The 15,938-nt window shown below is 72.4% G+C and carries 16 protein-coding genes; 9 read left to right on the top strand and 7 right to left on the bottom strand.

All coding sequences use genetic code 11. The features are described 5' to 3' along the window. A complete protein-coding gene (gene amaP, locus ABZZ74_RS02305; protein WP_356761179.1) occupies positions 1-579 on the top strand; it encodes an alkaline shock response membrane anchor protein AmaP in 579 nt (192 codons plus the stop codon). 13 nt (positions 580-592) lie between these two features. Here amaP and ABZZ74_RS02300 read toward each other — a convergent pair whose 3' ends face one another. The 5 genes from ABZZ74_RS02300 to ABZZ74_RS02280 all read right to left on the bottom strand — a co-directional run bounded on the left by ABZZ74_RS02300 (position 593) and on the right by ABZZ74_RS02280 (position 5,354). Continuing rightward, positions 593-1,348 carry an SDR family oxidoreductase gene (locus ABZZ74_RS02300; protein ID WP_356761177.1) on the bottom strand — a complete coding sequence of 252 codons (756 nt, stop codon included), beginning with the start codon at positions 1,346-1,348 and terminating at the stop codon, positions 593-595. A 5-nt stretch (positions 1,349-1,353) separates the two neighbouring features. Next, positions 1,354-3,141, bottom strand: coding sequence for a glycoside hydrolase family 15 protein (locus ABZZ74_RS02295; RefSeq protein WP_356761175.1), 1,788 nt, complete (start codon positions 3,139-3,141; stop codon positions 1,354-1,356). Between the two features lie 71 nt (positions 3,142-3,212). Next, complete coding sequence (locus ABZZ74_RS02290; RefSeq protein WP_356761174.1) at positions 3,213-4,007, bottom strand: SURF1 family protein; 795 nt, start codon at positions 4,005-4,007, stop codon at positions 3,213-3,215. A gap of 49 nt (positions 4,008-4,056) precedes the next feature. Continuing rightward, positions 4,057-4,290, bottom strand: coding sequence for a hypothetical protein (locus tag ABZZ74_RS02285; protein ID WP_356761172.1), 234 nt, complete (start codon positions 4,288-4,290; stop codon positions 4,057-4,059). Positions 4,291-4,370: 80 nt separating this feature from the next. After that, positions 4,371-5,354 carry a DEDDh family exonuclease gene (locus tag ABZZ74_RS02280; protein ID WP_356761171.1) on the bottom strand — a complete coding sequence of 328 codons (984 nt, stop codon included), beginning with the start codon at positions 5,352-5,354 and terminating at the stop codon, positions 4,371-4,373. A gap of 173 nt (positions 5,355-5,527) precedes the next feature. Here ABZZ74_RS02280 and ABZZ74_RS02275 point away from each other — a divergent pair, with 173 nt between their 5' ends. The 8 genes from ABZZ74_RS02275 (at position 5,528) to ABZZ74_RS02240 (ending at position 13,409) form a co-directional block, all read left to right on the top strand. After that, a complete protein-coding gene (locus ABZZ74_RS02275) occupies positions 5,528-6,334 on the top strand; it encodes an acetoacetate decarboxylase family protein (RefSeq protein WP_356761169.1) in 807 nt (268 codons plus the stop codon). A gap of 82 nt (positions 6,335-6,416) precedes the next feature. After that, complete coding sequence (locus ABZZ74_RS02270; protein ID WP_356761167.1) at positions 6,417-7,301, top strand: SDR family NAD(P)-dependent oxidoreductase; 885 nt, start codon at positions 6,417-6,419, stop codon at positions 7,299-7,301. A gap of 10 nt (positions 7,302-7,311) precedes the next feature. After that, positions 7,312-8,595, top strand: a complete 1,284-nt coding sequence (locus ABZZ74_RS02265; protein WP_356761165.1) for an amidohydrolase family protein — start codon at positions 7,312-7,314, stop codon at positions 8,593-8,595. Further along, positions 8,592-9,818: an amidohydrolase family protein gene (locus ABZZ74_RS02260; RefSeq protein WP_356761163.1), complete on the top strand. Its 1,227-nt coding sequence runs from the start codon at positions 8,592-8,594 to the stop codon at positions 9,816-9,818. Before ABZZ74_RS02265 ends, ABZZ74_RS02260 begins: the two co-directional genes overlap by 4 nt. Positions 9,819-9,897: 79 nt before the next feature. Further along, positions 9,898-10,611, top strand: coding sequence for a VIT family protein (locus tag ABZZ74_RS02255; RefSeq protein WP_356761161.1), 714 nt, complete (start codon positions 9,898-9,900; stop codon positions 10,609-10,611). A gap of 117 nt (positions 10,612-10,728) precedes the next feature. After that, on the top strand, positions 10,729-11,619 hold the full coding sequence (locus ABZZ74_RS02250; RefSeq protein WP_356761160.1) for a sterol desaturase family protein: 891 nt from the start codon (positions 10,729-10,731) through the stop codon (positions 11,617-11,619). Positions 11,620-11,654: 35 nt separating this feature from the next. Continuing rightward, complete coding sequence (locus ABZZ74_RS02245; RefSeq protein WP_356761693.1) at positions 11,655-12,326, top strand: lysoplasmalogenase; 672 nt, start codon at positions 11,655-11,657, stop codon at positions 12,324-12,326. A gap of 36 nt (positions 12,327-12,362) precedes the next feature. Beyond that, on the top strand, positions 12,363-13,409 hold the full coding sequence (locus ABZZ74_RS02240; RefSeq protein ID WP_356761159.1) for a zinc-dependent alcohol dehydrogenase family protein: 1,047 nt from the start codon (positions 12,363-12,365) through the stop codon (positions 13,407-13,409). Between the two features lie 81 nt (positions 13,410-13,490). Here the strand turns inward: ABZZ74_RS02240 and ABZZ74_RS02235 are convergent, their stop codons facing one another. Further along, positions 13,491-14,501: a CopD family protein gene (locus ABZZ74_RS02235; RefSeq protein WP_356761157.1), complete on the bottom strand. Its 1,011-nt coding sequence runs from the start codon at positions 14,499-14,501 to the stop codon at positions 13,491-13,493. A gap of 100 nt (positions 14,502-14,601) precedes the next feature. Continuing rightward, entirely contained in the window at positions 14,602-15,915 is a 1,314-nt protein-coding gene (locus ABZZ74_RS02230; RefSeq protein ID WP_356761156.1) for a CoA transferase, read from the bottom strand. Positions 15,916-15,938: the final 23 nt, after the last annotated feature.

Below are 15,938 nucleotides of genomic sequence, written 5' to 3'. Positions count from 1 at the left end.
GTGCTGAGGATCGTCAACCGTGTACTGATCGGCGTCGTGGGCCTCGCGCTGCTGGCCCTGGGCGGCTCCGTCCTGGCCGTCGGGCTGGGCGCGAACCCGCCCTCCTGGTGGATCCACGACGGCCGCCACGACGTCCTGCTCAGCGACGCCGAGCGTACCCGCTGGGAGGGCCACGGCTGGTGGTGGCCCACAGTGCTCGGCGCGCTCGCCGTCCTCGTCCTGCTCGCCCTGTGGTGGCTGGCCGCGGTGCTGCGGCGGCGCAGGCTGAGGGAGGTCCTGGTCGACACCGGCGACAGCGAGGGCGCCTTGCTGCGGGGCCGGGCCCTGGAAGGCGTCCTGGCGAGCGAGGCGGCGGAGCCGGACGGCGTCGCCCACGCCCGCGCCCACCTCACCGGCCGCCGCACGGCCCCGCAGACCCGCGTCCAGCTCCTGCTGGAGCCGCACGTGGACCCGTCCTGGGCCCTGCACCACCTGACGGCCCGGGCCCTGACCCACGCCCGCGACTCGGCGGGCCTGGCCGCCCTCCCGGCGGAGGTCCGGCTGAAGGCCGTCAAACACCGTGCCGAAAGGGTCAGTTGAGTGGCGGAAGCCCTCAGAAGCCGTGCCGCATTCCGCCGTCCACGGGAAGCATGACGCCCGTCAGATAGGAGGCGGCGGGCGACAGCAGGAACGCCGCGGCCCGTCCGAACTCCTCCGGCGTGCCGTAACGCCTGAGCGGGATACGGGACTCGTGCGCGGCCCGCGTGGCCTCCGGGTCCGCGGACATCCCGTCCAGCTCGCGCACCCGGTCCGTGTCGATGCGGGAGGGGAGAAGGCCCACGACCCGGATGCCCCGCGGCCCGAGCTCGTCCGCCAGGGACTTGGCGAAACCGGCGAGACCGGGCCGCAGCCCGTTGGAGATCGTCAGCCCCGGAATCGGCTCGTGCACCGACGCCGACAGCACGAACCCGATGACACCCCCGGCCTCCAGCTCCGCGGCCGCCGCCCGGGCCAGCCGCACCGCTCCGAGGAAGACCGACTCGAACGCCGTCTGCCACTGCTCGTCGGTGTTGTCGGCGACGAACCCCGGAGCGGGCCCGCCGACGCTCACCAGTACACCGTCGAACCGCCCGAACCGCTCCCGCGCCACCGCGATCAGCCGCGCCGCCGCCTCCGGATCGGCGTTGTCGACGGCCACGCCCACGGCGTCGGGCCCGAGTTCGGCCGCCGCGTCGACCGCCCGCTTCTCGTCCCTGCCGGTCAGCACCACCTTCGCCCCGTCGGCGACAAGCTCCCGCGCCGCCGCGTTGCCGAGGCCCCGCGTGGCTCCCGTGACGACGTACACCCGGTCCTTCAGTCCAAGATCCATGGCCCCTATCCTGCCTCCCCGGTGCCGAACAGGGCGAGGGCGGTGTTCACCAGACCGACGTGACTGAAGGCCTGCGGGAAGTTGCCGAGCTGGCGGCGGGCCACGGGGTCGTACTCCTCGGACAGCAGTCCCACGTCGTTGCAGAGCCCCACCAGCCGTTCGAACAGCTCGCGCGCCTCCTCGGTGCGGCCCGTCATCTGCAGCGCGTCCGTCAGCCAGAACGAGCAGACCAGGAACGCACCCTCGTCCCCGGGCAGCCCGTCGACGGTCGTCTCGTCCAGGCTGTAGCGGCGCAGGAAGCCGCGGTGCGTCAGGTCCTCGCGGATCGCGTCGATCGTGCCGCGCACCCGCGGATCCTCCGGCGGCAGAAAGCCCACGCGCGGGATGAGCAGCAGCGCGGCGTCGAGTTCGCGCGAGCCGTAGGACTGCGTGAAGGTGTTCCGCTCGCTGTCGAAGCCCTTCTCGCAGACCTCCCGGTGCACCGCGTCGCGCAGCGCGCGCCAGCCGTCGAGGTCGCCCTCCAGCTCGGGGTTCTCCTCCAGCGTGCGCACGGCCCGGTCGGCGGCCACCCACACCATGACCTTCGAGTGCACGAAGTGCCGCCGGCCACCGCGCACCTCCCACAGTCCCTCGTCCGGCTGCCGCCACTCGTCGCGCAGCCACTCCATCAGCGCCACCTGGATCGCCCACATGTGCGGCCTGGTCGACAGCCCCGAGCTCCGGGCCAGGTACAGCGAGTCCATCACCTCGCCGTACACGTCCAGCTGGAGCTGGGTGTAGGCGTCGTTGCCGATCCGTACGGGCGTGGAGCCGGCGAAGCCGGACAGCCACGGCAGCTCGACCTCCGGCAGCCGCCGCTCGCCGGCGAGGCCGTACATGATCTGCAGGTCGGCCGGGTCGCCCGCGACCGCGCGCAGCAGCCAGTCGCGCCAGGCCTCGGCCTCCTCGCGGTAGCCCGCGGACAGCCCCACGTTCAGGGTGAGGGTCGAGTCGCGCAGCCAGCAGTAGCGGTAGTCCCAGTTGCGGACGCCGCCCAGCTCCTCCGGGAGCGAGGTGGTGGCGGCGGCCACGATGCCGCCGGTGGGACGGTAGGTGAGGGCCTTGAGGGTGATCAGGGAGCGGACGACGGTGTCGCGGTGCGGGCCGTCGTAACGGCAGCGCCCCGCCCACTCCCGCCAGTCGCGGACGCTGGTGCGCAGGGCCTTGTGCGGGTTGATGCGCGGCGGTGGCGACTCGTACGAGGGGTGCCAGCCGAGTACGAACGCGACCTGCTCGCCCTCCTCGACGGTGAACTCGGCGTGGGTGCCGAAGTCCTCGCCCCAGGTGTGCACGTCCGGTTCGCTGCGCAGCCACACCGCGTCCGGGCCGGCGACGGCCACCCGTTCCTCGCCGGACCGGTGCACCCAGGGCACGATCGAGCCGTAGTCGAAGCGCAGGCGCAGGGTGCTGCGGACGGTCACCCGGCCGCCGAGGCCCTCCACGATGCGGACGAGGTGGGGGGTGCGGTCCCGCTCGGGCATGAAGTCGGTGACGCGTACCGCGCCCTCGCCGGTCTCCCACTCGGTGTCCAGGACGAGGGTGTCGTGCCGGTAGGCGCGCCGGGTGCAGGGGCCCTCGGCGTCCTTGGGGGCGATGCGCCAGTGACCGTTGTCCTCGTCGCCGAGCAGCCTGGCGAAGCAGGCCGCGGAGTCGAAGCGGGGCAGGCACAGCCAGTCGACGGAGCCGTCGAGGCCGACCAGCGCGGCCGTCTGTTCGTCGCCGATCAGGGCGTAGTCCTCGATACGCGGGTGCACGCTGTGCGGGTTCCCGGCGGCTTCGGCCGACAATCAGGGGCTGACCCGGGCGGGTGAGCCGGGCCGGTGCCTCACACGGACGCCGGTTCGGCCTCCGTCTCGGACTCCTTCGCCGCCGCCTCGGCCCGGTCCCGGCGCTCACGCTTGACCAGCACCCACCAGCCGTAGGGGACACCGGCCGCGAACAGCCACCACTGGATCATGTACGCGTAGTTCAGCGGGGCGTCTTCCTTGCCCGGGTCGGAGATCTGCTCCGGGGTGTCGCCCTTCGGGTCGGGCGCCGTCTGCTGGATGTAGCCGCCGAGCACCTCGGCGCCGAGACGGCGGGCCTGCTCCTCGCTGTTGATCAGCATGATCTGCCGGGGCGGCAGCCCCTTGAGGTCCTTGATGCCGCTGGCCGCGGTCGTCTCGTCGGGCATCAGCCGCCCGGAGATCGTCACCGTGCCGGCGGGCGGCGCGGGCACCTTGGGGAACGTGGTCTGGCTCGGCCCGTCGGAGGGGATCCAGCCCCGGTTGACCAGCAGCACCTTGCCGTCGGCGAGCACGAACGGGGTCAGCACGTGGTAGCCGACCTCGTCGTCGGAGTTGGTGCGGCGGCGGACGACGACCTCGTCCTTGGTGTCGAAGTGACCTTTCGCTGTGACCGTGCGGTAGCGGTCGTGCCTGGTCACGGTGTGTCCCGGCGAGGTCAGCTCCTCGGCGGGCACCGGCCTCGCGTGCAGCGCGTCGGAGACCAGCTGGTTGCGGGCGCTGCGCTCCTCGTAGCGGTGCATCTGCCAGATGCCCAGCCTGATCATCGTGGGGATGAGCAGCAGAGCGACCAGCGTGAGGATCACCCACTGCCGGGTCAACAGGAAGCGGTACACCCCACGACCGTACAACTCGGTCGTGGGGCGCACGCACGCGGGTGGCGGGTCACACCTTGTCGACGATCCCCGTCTTCCCGGCCTCGCGGGCGCAGTGGGCACCGCAGTACCACTGGTTCCCGACCTCGACGCCCTGCCCGATGATCTGCACCCGGCAGTGCTCGCAGACGGGGGCCATGCGATGGATCGCACAGGAGAAGCAGTCGAACACATGGACAGCGCCCTGTGCGTGCACCTCGAAGGTCATTCCGTAGTCATTGCCGCAAACTTCGCATTTCGCCATGCGCCACAGGGTGAGCCGCCACCGCCGTGGGGGCGAGTCGGCGGTGGGCGAGTCGCCGCGCAATCACCCGTCCGTACGGGTCACTCGTCGGCCGGCGCCACATCGCGCAGCAGCTGCCCGAAGGCCGCCTCGTCCACCACCGGGGTGCCGTACTGCCGCGCCTTGACCACCTTCGAGGTGCCCGAGTCGGGGTCGTTCGTGACGAGCAGACTGGTCAGCCGGGAGATGCTGGTCGCGACATGCAGCCCGGCCTCGACCGCGCGGTCCTCCAGGAGGTCCCGCTCGACGGAGGTGTCCCCGGAGAACGCCACCCGCATGCCCTGTTTGAGTGGTTTGCCGTCCTGGTAGCGACCCGGGTTGGGGTAGGGGCAGGCGGGCCGTTTGCGCGAGGGGCGCCAACTCGTCGACCGGTAGCCGCCGTAGCCGCCCGGCTGGCGCGGCACCGGGCTGTCGCTCCACTCCGTCAGCGGGCGGCACTCCAGCAACGGCAGCCGTACGCCGCCCGCCGCCGCTGCCGCCAGGCTCGGCCGGAACACCTCCGCCAGCACCCGCGCGTCGTCCAGCGCGTGGTGCGCCCGGCGCTGCACCACACCGAAATGGGCGGCCAGTGTCTCCAGCTTGTGGTTGGGCAGCGGCAGGCCCAGCTCCTTGGACAGGGCGATGGTGCACAGCCGCTGACGGACCGGCGCCTCACGCTGCGCACGCGCGTACTCCCGCGCGATCATCTGCCAGTCGAAGACCGCGTTGTGCGCGACGAGCACCCGGCCCTCCAGCCGGTCCGCGAACTCCCCGGCGATGTCCGTGAACAGGGGAGCCCCTTCGAGCATCTCGCTCGTCAGACCGTGGATCCACACCGGGCCCGGGTCCCGCTCCGGGTTGACCGTCGTGTACCAGTGGTCCTCGACCTCGCCGCGCGAGTCAAGCCGGTAGACGGCCGCGGAGATGATCCGGTCGTCCCGGGCCAGGCCGGTGGTCTCCACGTCAACGACCGCGTATCCCTGCGGATACACGGCCGGCCACGCCGTGGGGGAGGACGCTGCGGTCGTCGTACGGTCTTCGAGCATGGTCACTGAGGATACGGGCCGCCACTGACACTCCCCTCCGTCAGGTGCCCTGCCCCACAAGCCCGTTCGAATGTCCGGAATGCCCCGCGCGCGGCTATGGACCTTTTCACCGCCCGGTGCAAGCGTGCCTCCCGCCCGGCGTGTGACCCCTCGACGGAAGGGCGGTACGGCGTATGGCACGCGTACGGTACGGCGCACGGACCGAGGCGGAGATCGCCGCGGCGCGGACGGCGAGCGCGAGACTTCCCGACATCTGGTCCACCGGTGTGGTGGCCCTGTGGGAGACCGACCCGGACGTCCTGGCCGCAGTGCTGCCACCGCCGCTGAAACCCACCGGCCGGCCGCTGGTCCGGGTGAACATCAGCAAGGTCGATCTGCCCGGATACCCGCTCGGCGCGGGCTCGTTCGCGGTCGCCGCGAGCCACGGCGGCGTCGACGGCTGGTACCCGCTCGTGATGCCGATGACCCATGAGCGGGCCCTGACCGGCGGCCGTGAGGTCTTCGGGGAGCCGAAGAAACTGGGCGAGGTGAGGGTCGAGCGGGACGGGTCCGCGGTACGGGCGTGGATGGCCCGGCACGACATCGCCTTCGTGGAGGTGCGCGGCCGGGTCGGCGAGACCCTGCCCCTGCCGGAGCCGAGCCGCAAGACCGACTTCTACTTCAAGTTCCTTCCCGCGGTGGACGGTTCGGGGTTCGACGCCGACCCGGTGCTCGTGCACTGCGTACGCCACGAGAAGGTGCGCCGGCTGGAACGCGTCACCGGGGACGTCGTCCTGCGCGAGTCGATGTACGACCCGGTGGCCGACCTCCCGGTCCTCAGGCTCCTCGACATCACCATCGGAGAGAAGACCAGCGACCAGCGCGGCAAGGTCGTCGAACGGGTCGGCGGCGAGGCGCTGCTGCCGTACGTCCACCAGCGCTACGACGATCCACGGCAGGTCCACGACGCGCCGCCGGAAAACTCGGAAGGGGCCGCCTGATGCTGTGTCCGCCCGGGGGACAACCCCCGGACCCCCGGCAGGAGACCAGCTCGGCCCGAGCGATCCGGAGAGGTGGGGTGCCGTGGAACTGAAGGCAGGCCAGGTCGCCGTCGTCACCGGCGCGGCGAGCGGGATCGGGCTCGCGATGGCCCGGCGCTTCGCGGCGGAGGGGCTCAAGGTGGTCCTCGCGGACGTCGAGGAGAGCGCGCTGGAGAAGGCCGCCGCGGATCTGCGGGCCGCCGGCGCGGAGGTGCACGCGCGCGTGGTGGACGTCGGCGAGCGCCAACAGGTACTCGACCTCGCCGAGTCGGCGTACGACACCTACGGCGCGGTCCATCTGCTGTGCAACAACGCCGGGGTCGGCTCGGGCGCCGAGGGCCGGATGTGGGAGCACGAACCGAACGACTGGAAGTGGGCGTTCTCCGTCAACGTGTGGGGCGTCTTCCATGGGATCCAGGCGTTCGTTCCACGGATGATCGACTCCGGTCAACCCGGTCATGTCGTCAACACGTCCTCCGGTGACGGCGGTATCGCCCCGCTGCCCACCGCCTCGGTGTACGCCGTCACCAAGGCGGCCGTCGTCACCATGACCGAGTCCCTGTACGCCCACCTGAGGGCGGAGCACGCGCGCGTGGGCGCCTCGGTGCTCTTCCCCGGCCCGCACATGCTGCGCACCGGCCTGTGGGAGTCGCACCGCAACCGTCCCGAGCGGTACGCGAAGGAGCGGCCGCGGAAAACCCCGTACCGCAGCCTCGACCAGTGGGAGACCGCGATGCGGGCGGCGGGCAAGGAGGTCCGCTTCACGCCCGTGGAGGAGGTCGCGGAGTTCGTCGTAGAGGGCGTCCGCGCCGACCGCTTCTGGCTGCTGCCGCCGAGCGAGCACAGCGACGCCCAGATCCGCGCGCGGGCCGGGTCGATGCTGGACCGCACGAACCCGTCGTACCTGGAGAGCTTCATCCTGGACTGAGGAGGCCGATGTGACCGACCAGGAGCCGTATCTGATCATCTCCTCCGACTGCCATGCCGGGCTGCCCACCGAGGAGTACCGGACCTATCTGGACAGCCGGTTCCACCGGGACTTCGACGAGTTCCTCGCCGGGCGCGAACGCCGTCGCGAGGAGATGACCCGGCTCGGCATCCGCAACGACGCGTTCGCGGCCAAGTGGTTCCAGGACAACGAGGAGGGCCTGCGCGGCGGTTGGGACACCTCGCAGCGGCTCAAGGAGCTCGACGGCGACGGGGTGGCCGCCGAGGTGGTCTTCCCCGACGCGGACGCCGTCGACAGCCAGACCGCCGCACCCTTCGGAGTGGGCCTCGGCCTGTCCGGCGACCACGACCCGGAGCTCGGCATGGCGGGTGCGCAGGCGCACAACCGCTGGCTCGCGGACTTCGTGTCGGAGAACCCCGAACGGCACTGCGGAGTCGCCCTGTTGCCCGTCACGGCCGAGGTGACGAAGGTGGTCGCCGAGATCCACCGGGCCAGGGAGTCGGGGCTCGGCGCGCTGATGATCCCCGCGCTGTGGGGCGACAAGGAGCCCTACCACGACCGCCGTTACGACCCGGTATGGGCGGCCGCGGCCGAGTGCGGCATGCCGGTGCTGACCCACTCCGGATCGGCCCCGCGTCACGAGTACGGCGACCACCTCGGCATCTTCGTCAGCGAGGTGACCTGGTGGCCGGCCCGCCCTCTGTGGTTCTTGCTCTGGTCCGGGGTCTTCGAACGCCACCCCGGCCTCACATTCGGAGTCGCGGAGTCGGGCTGCTGGTGGCTGCCGAACCTGCTGTGGTTCATGGACCGCCTCTACCTGGGCGCGCACGGCGGCAAGAAGCTCTCCCCCTTCGAGGAGCTGAAGCGGCCGCCGAGCGAGTACCTCGACCGCCAGGTCTTCATCTGCGCGACCAACACCAAGCGCCGCGAACTCGCCCAGCGCTACGAGATCGGCGTCGACAACATCCTCTGGGGCAGCGACTTCCCGCACCCCGAGGGCACCTGGCCCGACACGCGTGCGTGGCTGCGCCGGACCTTCCACGACATCCCGGTCGCCGAGACGCGCCGCATGCTCGGCCTCGCGGCCGCCGAGGTCTTCGGCTTCGACGTGGCGAGGCTGACCCCGCTGGCCCGGCGCATCGGCCCCACCCCGGGCGACCTCGGCCAGCCGGACGACCAGGAGGCCGTGGAGGCGTCCTGGGCGCGCTCGCGCGAGGTGGGCCGGCACTGGCTGACCGACCATGACTTCCCGACCCTGGGGGTGACGCGGTGAACGACCGGTACACGGTCATCTCGGCCGACTGCCACGCGGGAGCCGACCTGCTCGACTACAAGCCCTACCTGGAGAAGCGCTACCACGACGAGTTCGACGTGTGGGCGGCGACCTACGTCAACCCCTACGAGGACCTGCTCGCCGACGCGGCGGACCAGAACTGGAACTCCGAGCGGCGGCTGGCGGAGCTGGAGCAGGACGGCATCGTCGCCGAGGTGATCTTCCCCAACACCATCCCGCCGTTCTTCCCGTCCGGCTCCCTGATGGCGCCCGCCCCGAGCGCCGAGGAGTTCGAGCGGCGCTGGGCCGGGCTGCGCGCCCACAACCGCTGGCTCGCGGACTTCTGCGCGGCGGCGCCGGGCCGGCGCGCGGGCGTCTTCCAGATCCTCCTGGGTGACGTCGAAGCTGCCGTCAAGGAGATCAGGCGGGCCGCCGAGGCGGGCCTCAAGGGCGGCCTGATGCTCCCCGGCACCCCGCCGGGCTCCGGGCTGCCGGAGCTCTACTCGCAGGCGTACGACCCCATCTGGGCCGTCTGCGAGGAACTCGAGGTGCCCGTCAACCACCACGCGGGCTCGGCGTCCCCGCCGCTCGGCGACGAACCGGCCGCCCGCGCGGTCTTCATGGTCGAGACGACCTGGTTCTCCCACCGCGCCCTGTGGCACCTGGTCTTCGGCGGCGCCTTCCGACGTCATCCGGACCTGAGACTCGTCCTCACCGAGCAGGGCTCGGGCTGGATCCCGGGCGTGCTCGACATGCTGGACTACTACCACGGCCGTCTGATCGCCGCCGCGACCAAGGCGTCCACGGCGGAGTCGAAGTTCGGCGCCGGCCTCGCCGCCCGCATGGGCAAACCGCCCTCCGAGGTCTGGCACGACAACTGCTACGTCGGCGCCAGCTTCATGCGGCCCCACGAGGTGCCGCTGCGGGACCGCATCGGCGTCGACAAGATCATGTGGGGCAGCGACTACCCGCACGACGAGGGCACCTACCCGTACACCCGCGAGGGCCTGCGCTTCGCCTTCCCGGGCGTCCCCCGGGAGGACCTGACCGCGATGCTGGGCGGCAACGCGGCCCGCGTCTACGGCTTCGACCTGGACCTGCTGGACCCCATCGCGGCGAAGGTGGGCCCGACGGTGGAGGAGATCGCGGAGCCCCTGCCGGAGCCCCCGCAGGACGCGACCAGCCCGCTGTTCGCGAAGGGGGCTTCGGTACGGGTGTGGTGAGGGGCGGGCGCGCGGGATGGGCGCAGGTCCGTGAGCGTCGGTCCGCGTGGGGGTGTCGGCAGGGTGGCATCCTCGCGGTGTGAGCGAAGCGACGCACGGCGGTGAGGCCCATGGGGGCGCACTGGGTCAGCGGCTGAACTGGCTGCGCGCGGCGGTGCTCGGCGCCAACGACGGCATCGTCTCCACCGCCGGACTGGTCGTCGGTGTGGCCGGCGCGACCGACAACCGTTCCGCGCTCCTCACCGCCGGGCTCGCGGGGCTGCTCGCCGGGTCGATGTCGATGGCCGCAGGCGAGTACGTCTCCGTTTCCACCCAGCGCGACTCCGAGCTGGCCGCCCTGGCGATGGAGAAGCGGGAGCTGCGGGAGCAGCCCGAGGCCGAGCTGGAGGAACTGACCCAACTGCTCGAGGAGCGCGGCCTGTCCCGCGAGGTCGCCCGGGAGGCCGCCGAGCAGCTGACGGAACGGGACGCGCTCAGGGCGCACGCGCGCGTGGAGCTCGGCATCGACCCCGACGAGCTGACGAACCCCTGGCACGCGGCGTGGGCGAGCTTCTTCGCGTTCACCGTGGGCGCGTTGCTGCCCCTGCTCGCGATCGTGCTGCCGCCCGCGGGCTGGCGGGTGTGGATCACCGTGGTCTCGGTCCTGGCCGCCCTCGTCCTCACCGGCTGGAGCAGCGCCCGCCTGGGCGACGCGGAACCGGGCCGGGCCGTCCTGCGGAACGTGGTGGGCGGCGCGCTGGCGATGGGCGTCACGTACGCGGCGGGGGCACTGCTCGGCGCCGCCGGGGTCTAGGGCCACCGCGTCGCACACCCATTGGCGGAGATCGCCAAGAAGCAAGCGCGTACCCCGGGAAATACTTGTGGGTAACAACGTCTAGCCGCGGCCGACCAGCGGTTCTACGGTGCCCCCATGCCGAACCTGCCCGATGTCGTGCTGTGGTCGATACCCGCCTTCGTGCTGCTCACCGTGGTCGAGATGATCAGCGTGCGCATCCATCCCGACGAGGAGGCGGCCGGATACGAGACCAAGGACGCCGCGACGAGCGTCGGCATGGGACTCGGCAGCCTCGTCTTCGACTTCTTCTGGAAGATCCCGATCGTCGCGATCTACTCGGCGGTCTACGAACTCACGCCCCTGCGCGTGCCCGTGCTGTGGTGGACCGTCCCCCTGATGCTCCTCGCGCAGGACTTCTTCTACTACTGGTCCCACCGCGGCCACCACGTCATCCGCATCCTGTGGGCCTGCCACGTCGTGCACCACTCCAGCCGGAGGTTCAACCTCACCACCGCGCTGCGCCAGCCCTGGACGACATGGACGGTCTGGCCGTTCTACGTCCCCCTGATCGCCGTCGGAGTGCATCCGGCCGCCCTCGCGTTCTGTTCCTCGGCCAACCTCGTCTACCAGTTCTGGATCCACACCGAACGCATCGACAAGATGCCCCGCTGGTTCGAGTTCGTCTTCAACACCCCGTCCCACCACCGCGTCCACCACGCCTCCCAGGGCGGCTACCTGGACCGCAACTTCGGCGGCATCCTCATCGTCTGGGACCGGCTCTTCGGCTCCTTCGTGCCCGAGACCGAACGCCCCGTCTACGGGTTGACCAAGAACATCAACACGTTCAACCCGATCAAGGTCGCCACCCATGAGTACGTCGCGATCCTCAAGGACGTCCGGGCGGCGAGGAGTTGGGGCGAGCGGGCCGGGCGGGTCTTCCGCGGCCCGGGCTGGGCGCCGACGCCCCCGGTGGAGGCCGCCCCGGTCGCCGAGCCGGCCCCGGCCGAGGGGACCGCGGCCGCGTGACGCCGGGCCCTGAGGGCCGGGCACGCACCCGTGCCCTGGCGCCTGTCCTCCTCGGCGCATTCGTCACCGCCACCGTCGTCGATCTCGCCTCTCTGGCCGTCGGCTTCCACCCCGGCCATGTCGTCGCCAAGCCCCTGCTGATGCCGCTTCTCGCCGCCCACGCGGGTGTGCGCGGCGCGCCCCGGCTGCTGATCGCCGCGCTCCTGTGCGGCTGGGGCGGTGACGTCCTGCTGCTGTCCGACGCGGACTGGGCGTTCCTCGCAGGGATGGCGTTCTTCGCGGCGGGGCACGTCTGCTACCTCGTCCACTTCCGCCGACGGCGACCGCCGCACGGCACGTCCGGCGCGCGTGGCCGTCTGCTCGCCCCCGTCTACGCCGCCGCCCTGGTCACCACGGTCGCCCTGCTGTGGCCGGACCTGCCCGCGGGCCTGCGCGTCCCCGTCGCCGGCTACAGCACCCTGCTCACGGCCATGGCGTACACCGCCGCCGCCCGGCTCGGCCCGGTCGCCGGTCTCGGCGGTGCGCTGTTCATGCTGTCCGACACCCTCATCGCGACCGGCGTCGCGGACTGGCCGCAGCCGCCGAGACCCGACCTGTGGATCATGCTGACGTACGCAGCCGCTCAGTTCCTGCTGGTCCGGGGCACCCTCGAAGAGCGGCCCGCGCCCGCGACGGCGTACCGTGAAGTGCGCTCGACCACCCCCTGAGCGCACCCACGACACCGCACGAGAGGGACCCTCGCCATGCGCGCCACCACCATCCACGCCCCCTATGACATGCGCGTGGAGGACGTGCCCGAGCCCGTGGTGCAGCTGCCCACCGACGCGGTGGTGCGGGTGCTGCGGGCCTGCATCTGCGGCAGCGACCTGTGGGCCTACCGCGGCGAGGCGGCCCGTCGGCCGGGCCAGCGCATCGGGCACGAGTTCCTCGGGTTCGTCGAGGAGACCGGCAGCGAGGTCACGGGCGTGCGGCGCGGCGACCTGGTCGTGGCTCCCTTCATGTGGTCCGACGGCGTCTGCGACTACTGCCGTGAGGGCCTGACCACCTCCTGCGAGCACGGCGGCTTCTGGGGTTCCGTCGGGTACGACGGCGGCCAGGGAGAGGCCGTGCGCGTGCCGTTCGCCGACGGCACCCTCGTGCGGCTGCCGAAGGACGCCGCGTCCGACGAGCACCTGCTGTCCGCGCTGCTGACCCTCTCCGACGTCCTGGGCACCGGCCACCACGCGGCCCTCGGCGCGGGCACCCGCCCGGGCGCCACGGTCGCCGTCGTCGGCGACGGCGCGGTCGGTCTGTGCGCGGTGCTGGCCGCCAAGCGGCTCGGCGCGGAGCGGATCATCGCGCTCGGCCGCCACCAGGTCCGCACGGACATCGCCCGCCGTTTCGGCGCCACCGACGTCGTCCCGGAGCGGGGGGACGCGGCCGTCGAGGCGGTGCGTGAACTCACCCGCGGCCAGGGCGCGCACGCCGTGGTGGAGGCCGTGGGCACCGAGCAGTCGATGCGCACGGCGATCGAGATCACGCGCGACGGCGGCGCGATCGGATTCGTCGGTGTCCCGCACGGCAGCGGCACCGGCGTCGACCTGGGCGTCATGTTCGACCGGAACATCGCGCTGCGCGGTGGCGTCGCTCCTGTCCGCGCCTACATCCCGGACCTGCTGCCCGACGTCCTGGACGGCACGATCGACCCGTCGCCGGTCTTCGACATGACCGTCGGTATCGAGGGCGTCCCGGACGGCTACAAGGCGATGGACGAGCGCACGGCGCTCAAGGTCCTGGTCACCAACGCTTGATCAACCGATTCGGTTGATCAACGGATCAACACGGACCGGGGCAGCCGTCAACGCGTCAAGATCACGCCCGATGAAACAAGGTCAGGACCAGCGGATCGGCAGCGGCAGCGCCGTCAGCAGCGCCGAGACCACGACCACGACTCCGAGGGCGACGACCTCCGCGCGCGCGGGGGAGCAGGCCGAGAGCGGGTCGGTGGCGCGGCGCAGCCGGATCCGCGCGCACAGGGCCAGCAGGGCGACGGCGGCCACCAGGAGCACCTTGGCCAGCAGGGTGCGCCCGTAGGCCGTCGCCGTCAGCTGGTCCAGGATCGTGTGCGGGGGCATGCGGCGCAGCGAACTCCAGACGCCGGTCGCGGTGATGGCGGCGAGCAGGACGGCCGCCACGCGCGCGTAGAGACCGAGCAGCGCCGGGCTCGCCTCGACGGGACCCCACAGACGCAGGGTGCGCAGGGCGTGCAGCAGACCGCCCACCCACAGGGCCGCGCAGCTCAGATGAACCAGCGTCAGCCCTGAGCCGAGGAGCGGGGTGTGCTCGGTGCCGGGATGCGCCCGCAGGGCCTCGGCCACGATCACCGCGGCCACCGGCCAGAGTTGGGTGGCGGGGCGGCGCGAGCGGGCGCACAGCGCGGCCACGAGGAAGGCGTTGACCTCGAGCAGCGCGAGCCGGCCGTCGCGCATGGCGTACAGACCGCCGACGTCGATCTGGGCGAGGCTGCGCGGCACCAGATTGCCCGTCGAGACGATCGAGGCCAGCCCCAGGGCCGCGACGAAACCGGCGAGGGCCGCCCAGAGGCTCCAGCTGCGGGGCGCGTCGAACGGGGCGCCGGGCAGCGAGCGGGCCAGACGGTTGATGAACCACTCGCCCACCGGCACGCACAGCGCGGCGAACAGCACCGACCGCATCAGCGCGACACCGGCGACGGCGGGGGCGGCGGCCTCACCGGTGCCGTGCAGCGCGGCGGTCGGACCGAGCAGGGGTATCAGGGCCGCGAGGCCAACCAGGACGAGGACGGCGGCGGCCCGGCCGGCGCCAGGGCGCCGTATGGGTCCGCCGGCGTCGGCCGCCTCAGGCGTGGGTCTGGTCAAAGTCACCCGAAGATCTTCACCAGGTACCGCAGAACCGGGCAAGTCGAGGAAAACAACCGGGGGTACGGCATTCCGCACATGGATACGTTTTTGGACGCCCCGTGGCTCAGTCCCAGCGCGCCGAATCCGACCCCCAGGGCGTCGGCGGCCGTGCCCAGTCGACCGGCCCGCCCGTGAAGGACACGGGAGGCAGGGCGTACCGCAGCCGTCCCAGCGCGCTGTTCGTCTCGGCGAGCCAGGGCCCCGGCCCGTCGTACAAGCGTTCCCCCGCCGGACCGGCCGTCACACCGTTCAGGAGCCATTGGGCCGTTCGTGCCAGCGCCAGCCGCACGAACCTGCTGCCGCCTTCGGACGCCTGCTCGGTCAGCGCCCGCAGTACGGCGCCGGCCAGCAGATAGCCCGTCCCGTGGTCGAGGGCCTGTGCGGGCAGCGCGCCGGGCGCCTCCTTCGACCCCTCGATCGCCGCGATGCCGGTCGCGACCTGCACCAGGCTGTCGAAACCCCGCCGCCCGGCCCAGGGCCCGTACGCGCCCCAGGCCGACACCTGGGCGACCACGATCCCCGGCCGCCGCTCGGCCAGTGCCCGGGGCGAGAGCCCGAACCGGTCCAGGGCGCCGGGCCGGTACCCGGTGACCACGACGTCCGCCCCGGCGAGCAGCTCCTCGAAGGCGGCCCGGTCCGCCGCCAGGTCCAGGAGCGCCGAGCGTTTCCCGAACCCCGTGTCGGCGTGCTGGTCGGGCAGTTCGGGCAGATACGGGGGGTCCAGGCGCAGCACGTCCGCGCCGAGCAGGGCGAGGGTGCGGGTCGCGACCGGGCCGGCCAGCACCCGCGTCAGGTCCAGCACGCGGACCCCGGCGGCGGGCAGGAGGGGAGCGCCGTCGATCGGCGCGAGCACCCGCGCGCGAGCCTCGTCCAGCCGCTCGTGCTCGACGAGGGGCCGCCGCGCCACCTCGGCACCCTGCTCGTGGGCGGCCCACGCCTCGGGGGTGCGCAGGGCCACTGCCAGGCCCCCGGCCGCGTGGACGGACTCCTCGACCTCCGTCGAGGTGCGCTCCGCGAGTGCCGCCTCGACGGCGCCCACGTCCTCGGGCACCCCCAGCACACCGAGCAGCCGCGCCCGGTGGTGCGGATAGTTCGCGTGCGTCCGCACCCAGCCGTCCGACGTCCGCCAGAACCGCGACAACGGCGCGAAGGTGACCGGTGCCCGTCCGTCGACGAGCACATGCCGCTCGCTGTGGAACGCGGTGGCCACGGCCCCGTCGTCCACCCGGACCCCGGGCGCCCGGTCGAGCCCCGCCCGCAGCGCCGCCAGTCCGGCGGCGGCCGAGGCGCAGGATTCGACGCAGGCGCGCGCCAGCTCGCGTGCGGGAAGGCGCCCCTGGAGAGCGCCCTCCCGCACCACTGTCTTGATTGCAGTCATGACTGCACTATGCAGTATTGACT

Origin of the sequence: Streptomyces sp. NPDC006476 (genome assembly GCF_040612015.1) — a bacterium.
GTDB classification, from domain to species: Bacteria; Actinomycetota; Actinomycetes; order Streptomycetales; family Streptomycetaceae; genus Streptomyces; species Streptomyces griseorubiginosus_B.
This window is presented reverse-complemented; position numbering and strand designations above follow the sequence as displayed.

What these genes read in the sequence shown, in the direction of transcription:
- ABZZ74_RS02300 (WP_356761177.1), bottom strand. Translation starts at nt 1,348, where the DNA reads ATGGATCTTGGACTGAAGGACCGGGTGTACGTCGTCACGGGAGCCACG.
- ABZZ74_RS02285 (WP_356761172.1), bottom strand. Translation starts at nt 4,290, where the DNA reads ATGGCGAAATGCGAAGTTTGCGGCAATGACTACGGAATGACCTTCGAG.
- ABZZ74_RS02280 (WP_356761171.1), bottom strand. Translation starts at nt 5,354, where the DNA reads ATGCTCGAAGACCGTACGACGACCGCAGCGTCCTCCCCCACGGCGTGG.
- ABZZ74_RS02275 (WP_356761169.1), top strand. Translation starts at nt 5,528, where the DNA reads ATGGCACGCGTACGGTACGGCGCACGGACCGAGGCGGAGATCGCCGCG.
- ABZZ74_RS02250 (WP_356761160.1), top strand. Translation starts at nt 10,729, where the DNA reads ATGCCGAACCTGCCCGATGTCGTGCTGTGGTCGATACCCGCCTTCGTG.
- ABZZ74_RS02240 (WP_356761159.1), top strand. Translation starts at nt 12,363, where the DNA reads ATGCGCGCCACCACCATCCACGCCCCCTATGACATGCGCGTGGAGGAC.
- ABZZ74_RS02230 (WP_356761156.1), bottom strand. Translation starts at nt 15,915, where the DNA reads ATGACTGCAATCAAGACAGTGGTGCGGGAGGGCGCTCTCCAGGGGCGC.